This is a genomic window from Pseudomonas sp. WS 5503, from assembly GCF_012985385.1.
Classification (GTDB): Bacteria; Pseudomonadota; Gammaproteobacteria; order Pseudomonadales; family Pseudomonadaceae; genus Aquipseudomonas; species Aquipseudomonas paracarnis.
In genome coordinates, this window is sequence record NZ_JAAQWI010000002.1 from 450182 (window position 1) to 465456 (window position 15275).

The 15275-nt window shown below is 61.8% G+C and carries 15 protein-coding genes; 12 read left to right on the forward strand and 3 right to left on the reverse strand.

Going from position 1 to position 15275, the window contains the following annotated elements:
* The first annotated feature begins 284 nt into the window (after positions 1–284).
* The 6 genes from HBO10_RS07875 (at position 285) to HBO10_RS07900 (ending at position 5578) form a co-directional block, all read left to right on the forward strand.
* The gene (locus HBO10_RS07875; RefSeq protein WP_003195504.1) at positions 285–1148 is read left to right on the forward strand and encodes a YicC/YloC family endoribonuclease; all 864 of its coding nucleotides are present in this window, start codon (positions 285–287) and stop codon (positions 1146–1148) included.
* A 10-nt stretch (positions 1149–1158) separates the two neighbouring features.
* Positions 1159–1779 (forward strand): guanylate kinase, encoded by a 621-nt coding sequence (gene gmk, locus HBO10_RS07880; RefSeq protein WP_019818119.1) that lies wholly within the window; start codon positions 1159–1161, stop codon positions 1777–1779.
* A gap of 167 nt (positions 1780–1946) precedes the next feature.
* On the forward strand, positions 1947–2210 hold the full coding sequence (gene rpoZ / locus HBO10_RS07885; RefSeq protein WP_003195508.1) for a DNA-directed RNA polymerase subunit omega: 264 nt from the start codon (positions 1947–1949) through the stop codon (positions 2208–2210).
* Positions 2211–2270: 60 nt separating this feature from the next.
* Positions 2271–4376: a bifunctional GTP diphosphokinase/guanosine-3',5'-bis pyrophosphate 3'-pyrophosphohydrolase gene (gene spoT / locus HBO10_RS07890; RefSeq protein ID WP_034129094.1), complete on the forward strand. Its 2106-nt coding sequence runs from the start codon at positions 2271–2273 to the stop codon at positions 4374–4376.
* 24 nt (positions 4377–4400) lie between these two features.
* Complete coding sequence (locus HBO10_RS07895) at positions 4401–4781, forward strand: RidA family protein (protein WP_003176922.1); 381 nt, start codon at positions 4401–4403, stop codon at positions 4779–4781.
* A 56-nt stretch (positions 4782–4837) separates the two neighbouring features.
* Complete coding sequence (locus HBO10_RS07900) at positions 4838–5578, forward strand: hypothetical protein (RefSeq protein ID WP_034129095.1); 741 nt, start codon at positions 4838–4840, stop codon at positions 5576–5578.
* A gap of 126 nt (positions 5579–5704) precedes the next feature.
* Here the strand turns inward: HBO10_RS07900 and HBO10_RS07905 are convergent, their stop codons facing one another.
* Entirely contained in the window at positions 5705–6556 is an 852-nt protein-coding gene (locus HBO10_RS07905; protein WP_034129096.1) for an SDR family oxidoreductase, read from the reverse strand.
* A 188-nt stretch (positions 6557–6744) separates the two neighbouring features.
* On the opposite strand from HBO10_RS07905, the gene exbB reads away from it, so the two are divergent.
* From exbB to HBO10_RS07935, 6 genes are all read left to right on the forward strand, one after another.
* Entirely contained in the window at positions 6745–7728 is a 984-nt protein-coding gene (exbB, locus tag HBO10_RS07910; RefSeq protein ID WP_034129097.1) for a tonB-system energizer ExbB, read from the forward strand.
* 6 nt (positions 7729–7734) lie between these two features.
* Positions 7735–8160, forward strand: coding sequence for a TonB system transport protein ExbD (exbD, locus tag HBO10_RS07915; protein WP_003195519.1), 426 nt, complete (start codon positions 7735–7737; stop codon positions 8158–8160).
* The gene (locus HBO10_RS07920; protein WP_003195521.1) at positions 8157–8903 is read left to right on the forward strand and encodes an energy transducer TonB; all 747 of its coding nucleotides are present in this window, start codon (positions 8157–8159) and stop codon (positions 8901–8903) included. Before exbD ends, HBO10_RS07920 begins: the two co-directional genes overlap by 4 nt.
* A 156-nt stretch (positions 8904–9059) precedes the next feature.
* Positions 9060–9980, forward strand: coding sequence for a hydrogen peroxide-inducible genes activator (locus HBO10_RS07925; RefSeq protein WP_003195523.1), 921 nt, complete (start codon positions 9060–9062; stop codon positions 9978–9980).
* 8 nt (positions 9981–9988) lie between these two features.
* Positions 9989–12064, forward strand: a complete 2076-nt coding sequence (gene recG, locus HBO10_RS07930) for an ATP-dependent DNA helicase RecG (protein ID WP_034129255.1) — start codon at positions 9989–9991, stop codon at positions 12062–12064.
* A 213-nt stretch (positions 12065–12277) separates the two neighbouring features.
* On the forward strand, positions 12278–13678 hold the full coding sequence (locus HBO10_RS07935) for an aminoacyl-tRNA deacylase and HDOD domain-containing protein (RefSeq protein WP_034129098.1): 1401 nt from the start codon (positions 12278–12280) through the stop codon (positions 13676–13678).
* A 129-nt stretch (positions 13679–13807) separates the two neighbouring features.
* Here the strand turns inward: HBO10_RS07935 and HBO10_RS07940 are convergent, their stop codons facing one another.
* The gene (locus HBO10_RS07940; protein ID WP_003195530.1) at positions 13808–14182 is read right to left on the reverse strand and encodes a hypothetical protein; all 375 of its coding nucleotides are present in this window, start codon (positions 14180–14182) and stop codon (positions 13808–13810) included.
* A 124-nt stretch (positions 14183–14306) separates the two neighbouring features.
* The gene (gene tagQ / locus HBO10_RS07945) at positions 14307–15230 is read right to left on the reverse strand and encodes a type VI secretion system-associated lipoprotein TagQ (protein WP_034129099.1); all 924 of its coding nucleotides are present in this window, start codon (positions 15228–15230) and stop codon (positions 14307–14309) included.
* Between the last annotated feature and the right edge of the window lie 45 nt (positions 15231–15275).

Consider the following 15275-nt stretch of genomic DNA (forward strand, 5'->3'; position numbering starts at 1 on the left):
GGATACCTGTACTGAGGACGAAAAACTGCCGACCATTATAGAGCCGCAAGCCGGTTCGGGGCACTTCTAAAAAATCCGGTTACCAATGCCCGGGTTTGGGCACCCCCCTCCCACTGCGCTACAATCCTGCGCCTCCAGACTGTAGGAGCGAGCCTGCTCGCGAAAAACGCCAACAATTACGGGGGCTTCCTGATTCAGCGCGGCGCCCTTGCGTTCTTCGCGAGCAAACTCGCTCCTACAGGTCGGCCTGGCCAATTTCTATTTATCCAACGCGAGGTACCTCCATGGTCCACAGCATGACCGCCTTCGCCCGTGTCGAAAAAGCCGGGGCCCAAGGCACCCTCAGCTGGGAACTGCGCTCGGTCAACAGCCGTTACCTGGAGCCGCACCTGCGCCTGCCAGAGTCATTCCGCGACCTTGAAGGTGCCGTGCGTGAAGCGCTGCGCCAGGGCATCTCCCGCGGCAAGCTGGAATGCACCCTGCGCTTTACCGAAGAAACCACCGGCAAGCCGCTGCAGGTCGACCGAGACCGCGCCGCCCAACTGGTGGCCGCGGCCGAAACCATCGCCGGCCTGATCAAACAGCCAGCGGCATTGAACCCTCTGGAAGTATTGGCCTGGCCCGGCGTGCTGGTGGCCGACGCGGCAGACCCACAGGCCTTGAATGCCGAAGCCCTCGCCCTGTTCAACCAGGGCCTGAAGGAGCTCAAGGCCGGCCGTGAACGCGAAGGCGCCGAACTGGCGCGCCTGATCAACGAGCGGCTGACATCGATCGAAGCCGACGTAGTGACCCTGCGCGAATTGGTACCGCAGATGCTCGCCACCCAGCGCCAGAAGGTCCTCGACCGCTTCACCGACATGAAGGCCGACCTCGATCCGACGCGCCTGGAACAGGAAATGGTCCTGCTCGCGCAGAAGAGCGACGTGGCCGAAGAACTCGACCGCCTGAGCACCCACATCCTTGAAGTGCGCCGCGTACTCAAGTCCGGCGGTGCCGCCGGTCGGCGCCTGGACTTCCTGATGCAGGAACTCAACCGCGAAGCCAATACACTGGGCTCCAAGGCGTTCGACCCGCGCAGCACCACGGCGGCGGTCAACCTCAAAGTGTTGATCGAGCAAATGCGCGAACAAGTACAGAATATTGAGTAAGGCACCCTCCATGACCCACAGCACCGGCACCCTTTACATCATTTCCGCCCCTTCGGGCGCGGGCAAGAGCAGCTTGGTCAAGGCCTTGACCGACGCTGACGAGCAGATCCGCATTTCGGTCTCGCACACCACCCGCGCCATGCGCCCGGGCGAAGTGGACGGCGTGCACTATCACTTTGTCGAGCGTACCGAATTCGTCAAGATGATCGAACACGGGGATTTCCTGGAGCGCGCCGAAGTGTTCGGCAACCTCTACGGCACCTCGCAGAGCCACCTGCAACAGACCCTGGACGAAGGCCACGACCTGATTCTGGAGATCGACTGGCAGGGCGCCGAACAAGTGCGCCAGCTGATGCCCAAGGCGCGCTCCATCTTCATCCTGCCGCCATCGCTCCAAGCCCTGCACCAACGCCTGACCAACCGCGGCCAGGACAGCGATGAGATCATCGAGGGCCGCATGCGTGAAGCCGTCAGCGAGATGAGCCACTACGTCGACTACGACTACCTGATCATCAATGACGACTTTACCCACGCCCTGGATGATTTGAAGGCGATTTTCCGCGCCAACCAACTGCAGCAAAAGCGCCAACAGCAGCGTTTCGGCAAATTACTCGCCGAATTGCTCGGCTGATTGACTCTTCCCAAAACAGCTGCAAGGGCCTTACATTGGCACTTGTAGCGGTTTTGCGAAGGCCTGCGAAAAATCAGCGCTTCCCTAAACGCTGGTGATTTTTTAAACTGCTCAGTCCGCTCGCCCAACCGGGCAGCGCGCATCTTGCATTCGCTCCGAGGAATACCATGGCCCGCGTAACCGTTGAAGACTGCCTAGAACACGTGGATAACCGCTTTGAGCTGGTCATGCTCTCTACCAAGCGTGCCCGTCAACTGGCCACTGGCGGCAAAGAGCCTCTGGTCCAGTGGGAAAACGACAAGCCTACCGTTGTAGCCCTGCGTGAAATCGCTGAAGGCCTGATGAGCTACGAGTTCATCGCCAACGCCGAAATCGTTGAAGACGAACCGCTGTTTGCAGCGTTCGAAGGCGAGTCCAACGAGGACGTCTAAGCCTATGCCTGGTCGACGTAGCACGGCGCGGGGTCACAGCCATCGGCAGGAGTTCACACTTTGCCGAGCATAGACGCCCTCGCCGATCGCTTATCGGCCTACCTCGGCGAAGACCAGGTCAACCTGGTTCGCCGAGCGTATTTCTACGCCGAACAAGCCCACGACGGCCAACGCCGACGTAGCGGCGAGGCGTATGTCACCCATCCTCTTGCGGTGGCCAATATTCTTGCCGACATGCACATGGACCATCAGAGCCTGATGGCCGCGATGCTGCATGACGTGATCGAAGACACCGGCATTGCCAAGGAAGCGCTCAGTGCGCAATTTGGCGAAACCGTGGCCGAACTGGTCGATGGGGTCAGCAAGCTGACCCAGATGAACTTCGAGACCAAGGCCGAAGCCCAGGCGGAAAACTTCCAGAAGATGGCCATGGCCATGGCCCGAGACATTCGGGTGATCCTGGTCAAGCTGGCCGATCGGCTGCACAACATGCGCACGCTGGAAGTGCTGTCCGGCGAAAAGCGCCGACGCATCGCCAAGGAAACCCTGGAAATCTATGCGCCCATCGCCAACCGGCTGGGCATGCACGCCATTCGTATCGAATTCGAAGACCTGGGCTTTAAAGCCATGCACCCCATGCGTTCGGCGCGCATCTACCAGGCGGTCAAGCGCGCACGGGGCAACCGCAAGGAAATCGTCAACAAGATCGAAGAGTCCCTGAGCCATTGCCTGGCGATCGACGAGATCGAGGGCGAGGTCAGCGGTCGGCAGAAGCACATCTACGGCATCTATAAAAAGATGCGCGGCAAGCGTCGGGCCTTCAACGAGATCATGGACGTCTATGCGTTCCGGATCATTGTCGACAAAGTCGATACCTGCTACCGCGTACTGGGCGCTGTACATAATTTGTACAAGCCCCTGCCGGGCCGCTTCAAGGACTACATCGCAATTCCCAAGGCCAACGGCTACCAGTCGCTGCATACCACCCTGTTTGGCATGCACGGCGTGCCGATCGAGATCCAGATCCGCACCCGCGAAATGGAAGAGATGGCCAACAACGGCATTGCCGCCCACTGGCTGTACAAGTCCAGCGGTGACGAGCAGCCCAAAGGCACCCATGCCCGTGCGCGCCAATGGGTCAAGGGCGTGCTGGAAATGCAGCAACGTGCCGGCAACTCCCTGGAATTTATCGAAAGCGTGAAGATCGACCTGTTCCCGGACGAGGTCTACGTGTTCACGCCCAAAGGCCGGATCATGGAGCTGCCCAAAGGCTCCACGGCGGTCGACTTTGCCTACGCGGTGCACACCGATGTCGGCAACAGCTGCATCGCCTGTCGCATCAACCGGCGCCTGGCACCGCTGTCCGAACCGCTGCAAAGCGGTTCCACGGTGGAGATCGTCAGCGCACCGGGCGCTCGCCCGAACCCGGCCTGGCTCAACTTTGTGGTCACCGGCAAGGCACGTACGCATATTCGCCACGCGCTGAAATTGCAGCGTCGCTCCGAATCCATCAGCCTGGGCGAACGCCTGCTGAACAAGGTGCTCAACGGCTTCGACAGCGCCCTGGACAAGATTCCGCAAGAGCGCGTGCAAGCGATGCTCCACGAGTACCGCCAGGAAACCATCGAAGACCTGTTGGAAGATATCGGCCTGGGCAACCGCATGGCCTACGTGGTTGCGCGCCGCCTGCTGGGCGAAGGCGAACAGTTGCCGAGCCCCGAAGGCCCACTGGCGATTCGCGGCACCGAGGGCCTGGTGCTCAGCTACGCCAAATGTTGCACGCCGATCCCGGGCGACCCGATTGTTGGCCACTTGTCCGCCGGCAAAGGCATGGTGGTGCACCTGGACAACTGCCGCAACATCACCGAAATCCGCCACAACCCGGAAAAATGCATCCAGCTCTCGTGGGCCAAGGATGTCACCGGCGAATTCAACGTCGAACTGCGAGTGGAGCTGGAACACCAGCGCGGCCTCATCGCCCTGCTGGCCAGCAGCGTCAACGCCGCCGACGGCAATATCGAGAAAATCAGCATGGACGAACGCGATGGTCGCATCAGCGTGGTCCAACTGGTGGTCAGCGTGCACGACCGCGTGCACCTGGCCCGCGTGATCAAAAAGTTGCGCGCCTTGACCGGTGTGATCCGCATCACCCGCATGCGTGCATAACCGATCCATTACAAGGAGTCATTCATGACCAAGACAGTTATCACCAGCGATAAAGCTCCAGCCGCCATCGGCACTTATTCCCAGGCGATCAAGGCGGGCAACACCGTCTACATGTCCGGCCAGATCCCGCTGGACCCAAAGACCATGGAACTGGTTGAAGGCTTCGAAGCCCAGACCGTACAGGTCTTTGAAAACCTCAAGTCCGTGGCTGAAGCTGCCGGTGGTTCGTTCAAGGACATCGTCAAGCTGAACATCTTCCTCACCGACCTCAGCCACTTTGCCAAGGTCAACGAGATCATGGGCAAGTACTTCGAACAACCTTACCCAGCCCGCGCCGCCATCGGCGTTGCCGCCCTGCCAAAGGGTGCACAGGTTGAGATGGACGCCATTCTGGTCATCGAGTAAAACACCCGGCGCAGCCCAAACAGGCTGCGCCGACTTCGTTTCAGAAGGATTTCGTAATGCGCAAAGCGCTTGTAGCCTCCTCGTTGCTCGCCCTGTTGCTCGGCGGCTGTGCCAGCAACCCCGCCGACCTGGATGTAAGCGGTACCTGGATCAACCAGGCCGCCATCGACGCGGCAGCCAAGGGCGGCCCTTTGCGTGAAGCCCTGCAGTCCTATGGCCCCAACCTCGAGTGGGAGGTCAACACCAAGGCTTTGCAGGCGCGCTACTACAACGGTTTTGAAGTGGCGGAAGGCAAGTTGTCGGGTGAAAAGCCCGGCGCATGGAACGTGGATTTCTATGGCAGCTCTGCCACCGAACTCAAACGCAAAGGCAAACAACTGCTGCAAGTGGCCAACGACAACGAGCCCGAGCAGCTGTTTGCCCGCGCCAAAGACCCGGCCCCAGAAGGCGCGCCACTGGGCGCCAACTTCGAACGCACGCTGTACGCGGCCTATATGGGCGGCGACTGGAAGATCAGCGACGGCACCGGCAGCGGTGCCACGGTGCAGTTCCAGGCAGACGGCAAGGTCGCCGGCCTGCCGGGGGTTGATCGCTATTCACTCTGCCTGGCAGGCGATTGCGCCTCCATGAGCGGCGGCTACGACAGCATCTGGCTGCAACTGGACGGCCAGGGCAACCCATGGATCTTCACGCGCAAGGGTAAGCAACTGGAGATCTTCCAGGCGATCAATACCGCGCAGGCCGATGAAGTGCCTTCGTTTACGCCAGGCCCTCGCCAATGGTTGCTTGAGAAGTAATAAAAGCCTCGCCCAAATCCAAATGTGGGAGCTGGCTTGCCTGCGATGACGGTATTACATCCAACAAAGATGTGATTGATATACCGCTATCGCAGGCAAGCCAGCTCCCACATTTTTTGCCGCGCTTCAGCCTTTCAGAATCGCCGCATAGCCTTCCCGGTAAGTCGGGTATGTCGGCGTCCAGCCAAGCGCCTTGATACGTGCATTACTGCACTGCTTGCTCCCCGCACGCCGCACACTGGCGTCCTCGGCCCATTCGGTCACACCCAGGTACTCGCGCAACCACGCCACCACCTCGGCCAGTGGTGCCGGCGCATCGTCAACGCCGATATAGACCTTGTCCAGCAAACCGCCCTTCTCCACATGCCGCAGCAAAAAGGCGAGCAGGCCCGCGGCGTCATCGGCGTGGATACGGTTGCCATACAACGGCGGGTCAACCGCTACGCGATAGCCTTGGCGAACCTGAGTGAGCAGCCATTCCCGACCCGGGCCGTAAATCCCGGTCAGTCGCACGATGGTCGCTGGAATACCGCTGTTGAGCGCCACCTGTTCAGCTTCCAGCATCACCTGCCCGGAATAGCCCTTCGCTTGCGTCTCGGACGTTTCGTCGACCCACTCACCGTTTTGCTGCCCATACACACTGCTGCTGGAGACAAACAGCAAATGCTTGGGCGTCTGGCCGTAGTCGTCCAACCACTCCAACACATGCTGCAACCCTTGCACGTAGGCGGCGCGATAGCCGGCCTCGTCGTGGTCGGTGGCAGCGGCGCAGTACACCAGATAATCCACCCCGCCGATCGGCCAGGTGTCCGGGCAGTCCTTTTTGAACAGGTCGCCGGCGATGCCGATCACCCCGTCGGGCAGGCGCGAAATATCGCGGCGCAGGCCGTGAACCTCCCATTCCGAGGCCAGCAATTGGCTAGCCAGCCGACTACCCACATCACCGCAACCGGCAATCACAACAGAAGGCACAGACATCACAAAACTCCATTCTCAAAGGCGCAGATTAGCCGCGCGAGTGGATCAACGGCCAGTAAAAAGCGAAATAAAGTAACAGTGCCACTTTAGTTAACAAGAATTACTTGCAATAATAACCGCCCATTTGTCCTCGACCCTAAATGGTCTGGAAGGACGATCACCCATTTTTTCTCTCAGGTCCGGCCAGCATGACACGTCATACAACCCCCGCTTCGCCAACCAAGCTTCACAGCCCCTCCCGCGCCTGGCGTGCGATTGCTGCGATGCTGTTCAGCGTATTGCTGGCACCGACCGCCGCATTCGCTGACGCCACTGCCCCAGCCGCTCCGGCAGCTGCCGAGCAAAATGCCGCTACTGCGGCAACGCCTGCCGTCGCGCCAGTGGCCACCGACCCGGCCCAGGCCGCCGGCGCCGCCGCACCTGCCGACGAAACCGGCGTGGTGCTGGAAGAAGACAACACCCTGGGGATGGCCCACGACTTGTCCCCATGGGGCATGTACCAGAATGCTGACGTGGTGGTGAAAGCCGTAATGATCGGCCTGGCCATTGCCTCGATCATCACCTGGACCATCTGGATTGCCAAAGGCTTCGAGCTGTTGGGCGCCAAGCGTCGTCTGCGCGCTGAAATCGTCCACCTGAAAAAAGCCACCACCCTCAAGGAAGCGAGCGAAACCGCGACCAAGAAGGGCACCCTGGCCAACCTGCTGGTGCACGACGCACTGGAAGAAATGCGCCTGTCGGCCAACACCCGTGAAAAAGAAGGCATCAAGGAGCGCGTCAGCTTCCGCCTTGAGCGCCTGGTGGCCGCCTGCGGCCGTAACATGAGCAGCGGCACCGGCGTACTCGCTACCATCGGTTCCACCGCACCCTTCGTCGGCCTGTTCGGTACCGTGTGGGGCATCATGAACAGCTTCATCGGTATCGCCAAAACCCAGACCACCAACCTCGCCGTCGTTGCCCCCGGCATCGCCGAAGCCCTGCTGGCTACCGCCCTGGGCCTGGTTGCCGCAATTCCTGCGGTGGTCATCTACAACGTCTTCGCCCGTTCGATCGCCGGCTACAAGGCTCAGGTATCGGATGCGTCGGCAGAAGTCCTGTTGCTAGTCAGCCGTGACCTCGATCACCTGCCTACCGAGCGCAGCTCGCAACCGCACATGGTGAAAGTGGGGTAATCGGCCATGGGCCTGCATTTGAATCAAGGCGACGACGAACTCGTCGAGAACCACGAAATCAACGTCACGCCGTTTATCGACGTGATGCTGGTGCTGCTGATCATCTTCATGGTGGCGGCACCGCTGGCAACCGTGGACATCAAGGTGGACCTGCCCGCGTCCAGCGCCAAGCCGGCGCCGCGGCCAGAGAAACCGATCTTCCTCAGCGTCAAGGCGGACCAACGCCTGTTCCTGGGCGAAGAAGAGGTCAAGGCTGAAACCCTGGGGCCGGTGCTGGATGCCAAGACCCAAGGCAAGAAAGACACGACCATCTTCTTCCAGGCCGACAAAGGCGTGGACTACGGCGACCTGATGAGCGTGATGGATGCCCTGCGGGCAGCCGGCTACCTCAAGGTAGGCCTGGTCGGACTTGAGACGGCAGCCAAGAAATGATCACGACGCGCCACAAACTGACGCGTTATGGCACCAGCCTCGCCGTCGTGCTGGGCGTGCACGCCGTCGCGATCATCATCGCGCTCCAATGGTCCGCGCCGCAGGCGATCCAGCTGCCACCCGCCGCCATGGTCATCGACCTGGCGCCGCTGCCAGCACCGCCGCCGCCTCCAGCACCGCCCAAGGTCGTTGCGCCGCCGCCGCCACCGGTCGAAGAGCTGCCCCTGCCGAAGCTGGCCGAGGCGCCCAAGCCAACGATCCAGGTGCCCAAGCCGGTCAAGCCCAAGCCCAAGCCACAACCGCCAAAACCGGTGGAGAAGAAGCCCGAGCCGCCCAAGGAGAAACCTTCCGAGGAGCCGCCGAGCGAAACGCCGCCGAGCAACGCACCTGCGCAGAAGTCCGCCCAGCCTACACCGGGCCCGTCGGCACAGCAGCTGGCCGCCCAGGCATCCTGGCAAAGCACGTTGCTGGCGCATCTGCAGAAGTACAAGAAGTACCCGCCCGGCGCCCAACGCAGTGGCAAGGAAGGTATGAACCGCTTGCGCTTCGTGGTCGATGGCGAAGGCAATGTGCTGTCCTACGAACTGGAAGGCCGCTCCGGCAACGCCGACCTGGACCGTGCAACCCTTGAGATGATCCGCAAGGCTCAGCCGCTACCCAAGCCACCGGCAGACCTGTTGAAAAACGGCAGCGTCGAACTGGTCGCGCCGTTCGTCTACAACATCGACAAGCGTCGCCGCTGAGAGAGCACTGTGGGAGGGACTTGCTCCCTCCCACATTCGCTTTAATACCTCAGTAAAATTCCGATATTCCCCACTCAATCCCCAGCAAAGTTCTGATAACGTGCGTCTATCGATTGCAGCCGGTATGCTTGGCCCGCAACCTCATGGACGCCCGCTATGACTCTCACAGAATTACGCTACATCGTGACCCTCGCCCAAGAACAGCACTTCGGCCATGCCGCCGAGCGTTGCCACGTCAGCCAGCCGACGCTGTCGGTGGGTGTGAAAAAGCTTGAAGACGAACTCGGTGTGCTGATTTTCGAGCGCAGCAAGAGCGCCGTGCGCCTCACCCCGGTGGGCGAAGGTATCGTTGCCCAGGCCCAGAAGGTCCTGGAACAGGCGCAAAGCATTCGCGAACTGGCCCAGGCCGGCAAGAACCAGCTGACCGCGCCGCTCAAGGTCGGCGCGATCTATACGGTCGGCCCCTACCTGTTCCCGCACCTGATCCCGCAACTGCATCGCGTCGCGCCGCAGATGCCGCTGTATATCGAAGAAAACTTCACCCACGTGCTGCGCGACAAACTGCGCAACGGCGAGCTGGACGCGATCATCATCGCCCTGCCCTTCAACGAAGCGGACGTGCTGACCCTGCCGCTCTACGACGAGCCGTTCTACGTGCTGATGCCGGCCTCCCACCCGTGGACCAAGAAGGACACCATCGACGCCGGCCTGCTCAACGACAAGAGCCTGCTGCTGCTCGGTGAAGGCCACTGCTTCCGCGATCAGGTGCTGGAAGCCTGCCCGACCCTGACCAAGGGCAACGACGGCGCCAAGCACACCACGGTGGAATCCAGCTCCCTGGAAACCATTCGCCATATGGTCGCTTCCGGCCTGGGTATCTCGATCCTGCCGCTGTCTGCGGTAGACAGCCATCACTACGCCCAGGGCGTGATCGAAGTGCGCCCACTCACGCCGCCGGTGCCGTTCCGTACCGTAGCGATTGCGTGGCGCGCCAGCTTCCCGCGCCCCAAAGCGATTGAGATTCTCGCGGACTCGATCCGCCTGTGTTCGGTGGCCAAGCCGCCCGTTGCGAGCTAAGCCACGGTATGACTGAGCTGTCGCAGGTGTCGGTGACGGCACTCAAGGGTGTCGGTGAGGCCATGGCCGAGAAACTGGCCAAGGTCGGCCTGGAGAACCTTCAGGACGTGCTGTTCCACCTGCCCCTGCGCTACCAGGACCGCACCCGCGTGGTGCCCATCGGCCATTTGCGCCCTGGGCAAGACGCGGTGATCGAAGGCACCGTCAGTGGCGCCGACGTGGTGATGGGCAAGCGCCGCAGCCTGGTGGTGCGCCTGCAGGACGGTACCGGCGGCTTGAGCCTGCGCTTCTACCACTTCAGCAACGCGCAGAAGGAAGGCCTCAAGCGTGGCACCCGCGTGCGCTGCTACGGCGAGGCACGCCCTGGCGCATCGGGCCTGGAAATCTACCACCCGGAATACCGCGCCATTACCGGCGACGAGCCGCCACCGGTGGACACCACGCTCACGCCGATCTACCCGCTGACCGAGGGCCTGACCCAGCAACGCCTGCGCCAGTTGTGCATGCAAACCCTGACGATGCTTGGCCCGCAAAGTCTGCCCGATTGGCTGCCCCTGGAGCTGGCCCGCGATTATCAGTTGGCGCCCCTGGCCGATGCGATTCGGTATTTGCATCACCCGCCCGCCGATGCCGATGTGGACGAACTCGCCCTCGGTCATCATTGGGCCCAACATCGCCTGGCCTTTGAAGAACTGCTCACGCACCAGCTGTCCCAGCAACGCCTGCGCGAAAGCATGCGTTCCCTGCGCGCCCCGGCGATGCCCAGAGCCACGCGGCTGCCTGCGCAATACCTGGCCAACCTCGGCTTTGCGCCCACCGGCGCGCAACAGCGCGTGGGCAATGAAATCGCCTACGACCTCAGCCAGCAAGAACCGATGCTGCGGTTGATCCAGGGTGACGTAGGGGCAGGCAAAACCGTGGTCGCTGCCCTGGCCGCCCTGCAAGCCCTGGAAGCTGGCTATCAAGTGGCGCTGATGGCACCGACGGAAATTCTCGCCGAACAACACTTCATCACCTTCAAGCGCTGGCTCGAACCGCTGGGCCTGGAGGTGGCGTGGCTGGCTGGCAAGCTCAAAGGCAAGAACCGCGTGGCCGCCCTGGAGCAGATCGCCGCCGGCGCACCGATGGTGGTGGGCACCCATGCGCTGTTCCAGGACGAAGTGCAGTTCAAGAACCTTGCGCTAGTGATCATCGACGAACAGCACCGATTTGGCGTGCAACAGCGCCTGGCCCTGCGCCAGAAAGGCGTGGGCGGGCGCATGAACCCGCACCAGTTGATCATGACCGCCACGCCGATCCCACGCACCCTGGCCATGAGCGCCTACGCCGACCTCGACACCTCGATCCTCGACGAGCTGCCGCCGGGGCGTACGCCGGTCAACACCGTGCTGGTCACCGACACCCGGCGCGTCGAAGTGATCGAGCGCGTGCGCGGTGCCTGCGCCGAAGGCCGCCAGGCGTACTGGGTATGCACCCTGATCGAAGAGTCCGAAGAACTGACCTGCCAGGCCGCCGAAACCACTTATGAAGACCTCACCAGTGCCTTGGGTGAGCTCAAGGTGGGGTTGATCCATGGCCGTATGAAACCGGCGGAAAAAGCCGCGGTAATGGCCGAGTTCAAGGCCGGCAACCTGCAATTACTGGTGGCTACCACCGTGATTGAAGTGGGCGTGGACGTCCCCAACGCCAGTCTGATGATCATCGAAAACCCCGAACGCCTGGGCCTGGCGCAACTGCACCAATTGCGCGGGCGGGTTGGCCGGGGCAGTGCCGCCAGCCACTGCGTGCTGCTCTATCATCCGCCACTGTCGCAGATCGGTCGCCAGCGCTTGGGCATCATGCGCGAAACCAACGACGGTTTTGTCATTGCCGAAAAAGACCTCGAACTGCGCGGCCCCGGTGAAATGCTCGGCACGCGCCAGACCGGCCTGCTGCAATTCAAGGTCGCCGACCTGATGCGCGATGCCGACCTGCTGCCCGCCGTGCGCGATGCTGCGCAAGCATTGCTCGAGCGTTGGCCCGATCACGTCAGCCCCTTGCTCAACCGCTGGCTGCGCCACGGCCAGCAATACGGCCAGGTTTGACCTCTTCCCTGTAGGAGCGAGCTTGCTCGCGAAAAACGCCAACGATGACGCGGACGCTCTGGATGATGGCGCCGCCAGGAAGGTCTTCGCGAGCAAGCTCGCTCCTACAGGGTAATCAGCACACCGCCAACCTCATCACAAACGCCACTTATCCGACCAACACCCGTATCAAGCTGGTTATACTCCAATGAATGTAAGAAATTGGATCAGGCCATGTCAGAAGTTGCCCTCGCCACAGCCCCACTGACCGCCCCGCCGGTCATTCGGGCGCTGCTCGCAAAGCTCGCCATCCCCTACACGGAAGTCATCGAACAGCCTGGCCTGAACCCTGCCCGAAAGGTCCAGGCGGTGTTGCTTGAAGATGCGGTTGGCGCGCTCATGGTGCTGTTTCCCCAAAGCCAATTGCTGGACCTCAACCGCCTCGCCGAACTCACCGGTCGCCGCCTCACGGCTGTCGCCCCCGAGCGGGTCGAGCGCATGCTGGGCAAGCATGACCTGAGCCTGCTGCCGGGCTTGCCGCCACTGACCAGTTCGCCGTGCCTGTACGAAGGCCGCTTGCTCAATGAGCCGAGCCTGCTGGTGCATTCGGGCGAAGCCGGGCTGTTGCTGGAAATCCCCACCGACGCCTTCAAGAGCCTGCTCACCAAGGCCAGCGCCGCACAGTTCGGTGAGCCCTTGAGCAACATCCGTCCGAACCTCGACCGCCCCAATGATGACCGCGAGGAAATCACCCAGGCGATGCAAGCCTTCACCGCTCGCCGTATCCAGCAACGCCTGGAAGCGACCATCGAAATTCCGCCGCTGGCCGACACGGCGCAGAAGATCATCAAGCTGCGCGTGGATCCCAACGCCACCATCGACGACATTACTGGCGTGGTGGAAACCGACCCGGCCCTTGCCGCCCAGGTCGTAAGCTGGGCCGCGTCGCCCTACTACGCCTCGCCGGGCAAGATCCGCTCAGTCGAAGACGCCATCGTGCGCGTGCTGGGCTTTGATCTTGTGATCAACCTGGCGCTGGGCCTGGCCCTGGGCAAAACCCTGAGCCTGCCCAAGGACCGCCCGCACCTGCCCACGCCGTACTGGCACCAGTCGATCTACACCGCCGCCGTGATCGAGGGCCTGACCCGCGCCATGCCCCGCGCCCAACGCCCGGAAGCCGGCCTGACCTACCTGGCAGGTTTGCTGCACAACTTCGGCTACCTGCTGCTGGCCCACGTGTTTCCGCCGCACTTCTCGCTGATCTGCCGCCACCTGGAGGTCAACCCGCACCTGTGCCACAGCTACGTCGAGCAACATTTGCTGGGCATCAGCCGCGAACAGATCGGCGCCTGGCTGATGCGCTACTGGGACATGCCGGACGAACTGTGCACCGCCCTGCGCTTCCAGCACGATCCCACGTATGACGGGCAATACGCCGAGTATCCGAACCTGGTGTGCCTGGCGGTGCGCCTGTTGCGCAGCCGGGGGATTGGCTCCGGGCCGGATGAATCCATTCCCGACGCGTTGCTTGAGCGCCTGGGCCTGAGCCGCGAGAAGGCCGAGGACGTGGTGGGTAAAGTGCTGGATGCCGAAGTGCTGTTGCGCGAATTGGCTTCGCAGTTCAGCCAGGGGTAAGCCCACCGCCTGTTAAACCGCTATCGCAGGCAAGCCAGCTCCCACAGTTGACCGTATTTCCAAGTTGGAACGCGGTCACTGTGGGAGCTGGCTTGCCTGCGATGAATCCAACTCGGTCTACCTGACCACCTACTTCTTTTTCTTCGGCTTCAAATACTTGGTCAGACCCTGGAACCAGATCACCAGTGCCGGGTTGCCCTTGATCTGGATCGACTTGTCCTGAATCCCCGTCATGAACGCCAGTTGCTTGTTCTTCGCCTGCATCGTGGCGAAGCCGTAGGCGGCATCCTTGAAGGCAATCGCGAAGGCCGGCGCCGGGTGGACACCTGAGCGGCTGGTGATGCGCTGGTCTTTGACGATGAAGTGACGGGCAACCTTGCCGTCGAGGGTCTGCAGCTGGAAGGCCAGGTCTTTGTCACCCAGTTGCTGCTGGAAGGCGGGGTTGGTGCGGCTGGCTTTGCCCATCATCAGGCCCAGCACCCACAGGAGAAGACGAAATTTCATGCACACGGCCTCGGTGTATTTATTGGAGTGGCCGCAGCAGTGTAACGATTTGCAAAAGGAACGCCACCGATCTCGCGCTTTAGGCGCAGATCGGTTGGCGTTTAACGCTTATAGCAACAAGTACTTAAACGTTAGGGCAAGGCACTGGCGCCCAGTCGGCCAGGTTTGGATTGCGGCAGGTTGCTTCGATCTGGGTCTTGCCCGCACTGGCGACCTGCTTGCTTTCAGCTTGCTTGGCCTGCACGGTCTGGATGCTACGTTCGGTGGTGACCGCTTCTTTCGGCACTGTCGGCAGAACCGGCTTCTTGGCTGGCTTGACGGCTTTCTTGCCCTTGGCCGGAGCGACCACTGGCGTGGTATCGGCGGTGGCCACGGTCACCACATCGCTGCGCTGTACGCCGACCTGTTGCAGGTCTTTCTCGTAGGCCTGGGTGTAGTTGTTCAGGTCTTCGCTGGCTTTGCCGTTGACCGTCACGATCAGGTCATTGGACTCCTTCAGGCCCGCGACGATTTCCGCCAGGCGCTTGCGGCCTTCGGTGTCGTTGACGGTCTTGGCCTTGCGATCAGCCACCAGCTTGGTGAATGCGCTCTGGTAGCACTGCTGCGACGCCTTGGCATAGGCGGTGCTGCGGTCGATGTCCGAGGCGCTTTTGTTGAAGTCGGTGGAGTAGGACGCGATGCGCTGGTTGTCATCGGTGATCTGTTTCTGGCGCTCGGTGTAGTAACCCGCCGCACCGCCAGCCAGGGCGCCGCCTGCGGCACCGATCGCGGCATTGCGGCCACGGCTGTCCTTGTCGCCGGTCAGCGCGCCCAGCAGGGCACCGCCGGCCGCGCCGATCGCGGCACCGGTGACGACCGACTTGGTCATGTCCGAATCGGTGGCGCGCAGGTGCTGCACCGGCTCGTAGCAGTTGGGGTAGTACTCGACCTTGGTGCTCGACGCCACCTTGGACGCAGGCGACGTAGCGCAACCAGTCAACACGGTGCTGAAACCAGCTACGATCAGCAGCAGGTGACGCTTGGAAACCGCCTTACGGGAAAAAAGCATAGATGTGATCTCTGTTAAGTTTGACTTGCCCAGCACGGCCCACCG

Coding starts and splice junctions, on each gene's coding strand:
- exbD (WP_003195519.1), top strand. CDS start 7,735: ATGGGCCTGCATTTGAATCAAGGCGACGACGAACTCGTCGAGAACCAC.
- tagQ (WP_034129099.1), bottom strand. CDS start 15,230: ATGCTTTTTTCCCGTAAGGCGGTTTCCAAGCGTCACCTGCTGCTGATC.
- HBO10_RS07875 (WP_003195504.1), top strand. CDS start 285: ATGGTCCACAGCATGACCGCCTTCGCCCGTGTCGAAAAAGCCGGGGCC.
- HBO10_RS07905 (WP_034129096.1), bottom strand. CDS start 6,556: ATGTCTGTGCCTTCTGTTGTGATTGCCGGTTGCGGTGATGTGGGTAGT.
- HBO10_RS07940 (WP_003195530.1), bottom strand. CDS start 14,182: ATGAAATTTCGTCTTCTCCTGTGGGTGCTGGGCCTGATGATGGGCAAA.
- rpoZ (WP_003195508.1), top strand. CDS start 1,947: ATGGCCCGCGTAACCGTTGAAGACTGCCTAGAACACGTGGATAACCGC.
- HBO10_RS07900 (WP_034129095.1), top strand. CDS start 4,838: ATGCGCAAAGCGCTTGTAGCCTCCTCGTTGCTCGCCCTGTTGCTCGGC.
- recG (WP_034129255.1), top strand. CDS start 9,989: ATGACTGAGCTGTCGCAGGTGTCGGTGACGGCACTCAAGGGTGTCGGT.
- gmk (WP_019818119.1), top strand. CDS start 1,159: ATGACCCACAGCACCGGCACCCTTTACATCATTTCCGCCCCTTCGGGC.
- HBO10_RS07895 (WP_003176922.1), top strand. CDS start 4,401: ATGACCAAGACAGTTATCACCAGCGATAAAGCTCCAGCCGCCATCGGC.
- exbB (WP_034129097.1), top strand. CDS start 6,745: ATGACACGTCATACAACCCCCGCTTCGCCAACCAAGCTTCACAGCCCC.
- HBO10_RS07925 (WP_003195523.1), top strand. CDS start 9,060: ATGACTCTCACAGAATTACGCTACATCGTGACCCTCGCCCAAGAACAG.
- HBO10_RS07920 (WP_003195521.1), top strand. CDS start 8,157: ATGATCACGACGCGCCACAAACTGACGCGTTATGGCACCAGCCTCGCC.
- HBO10_RS07935 (WP_034129098.1), top strand. CDS start 12,278: ATGTCAGAAGTTGCCCTCGCCACAGCCCCACTGACCGCCCCGCCGGTC.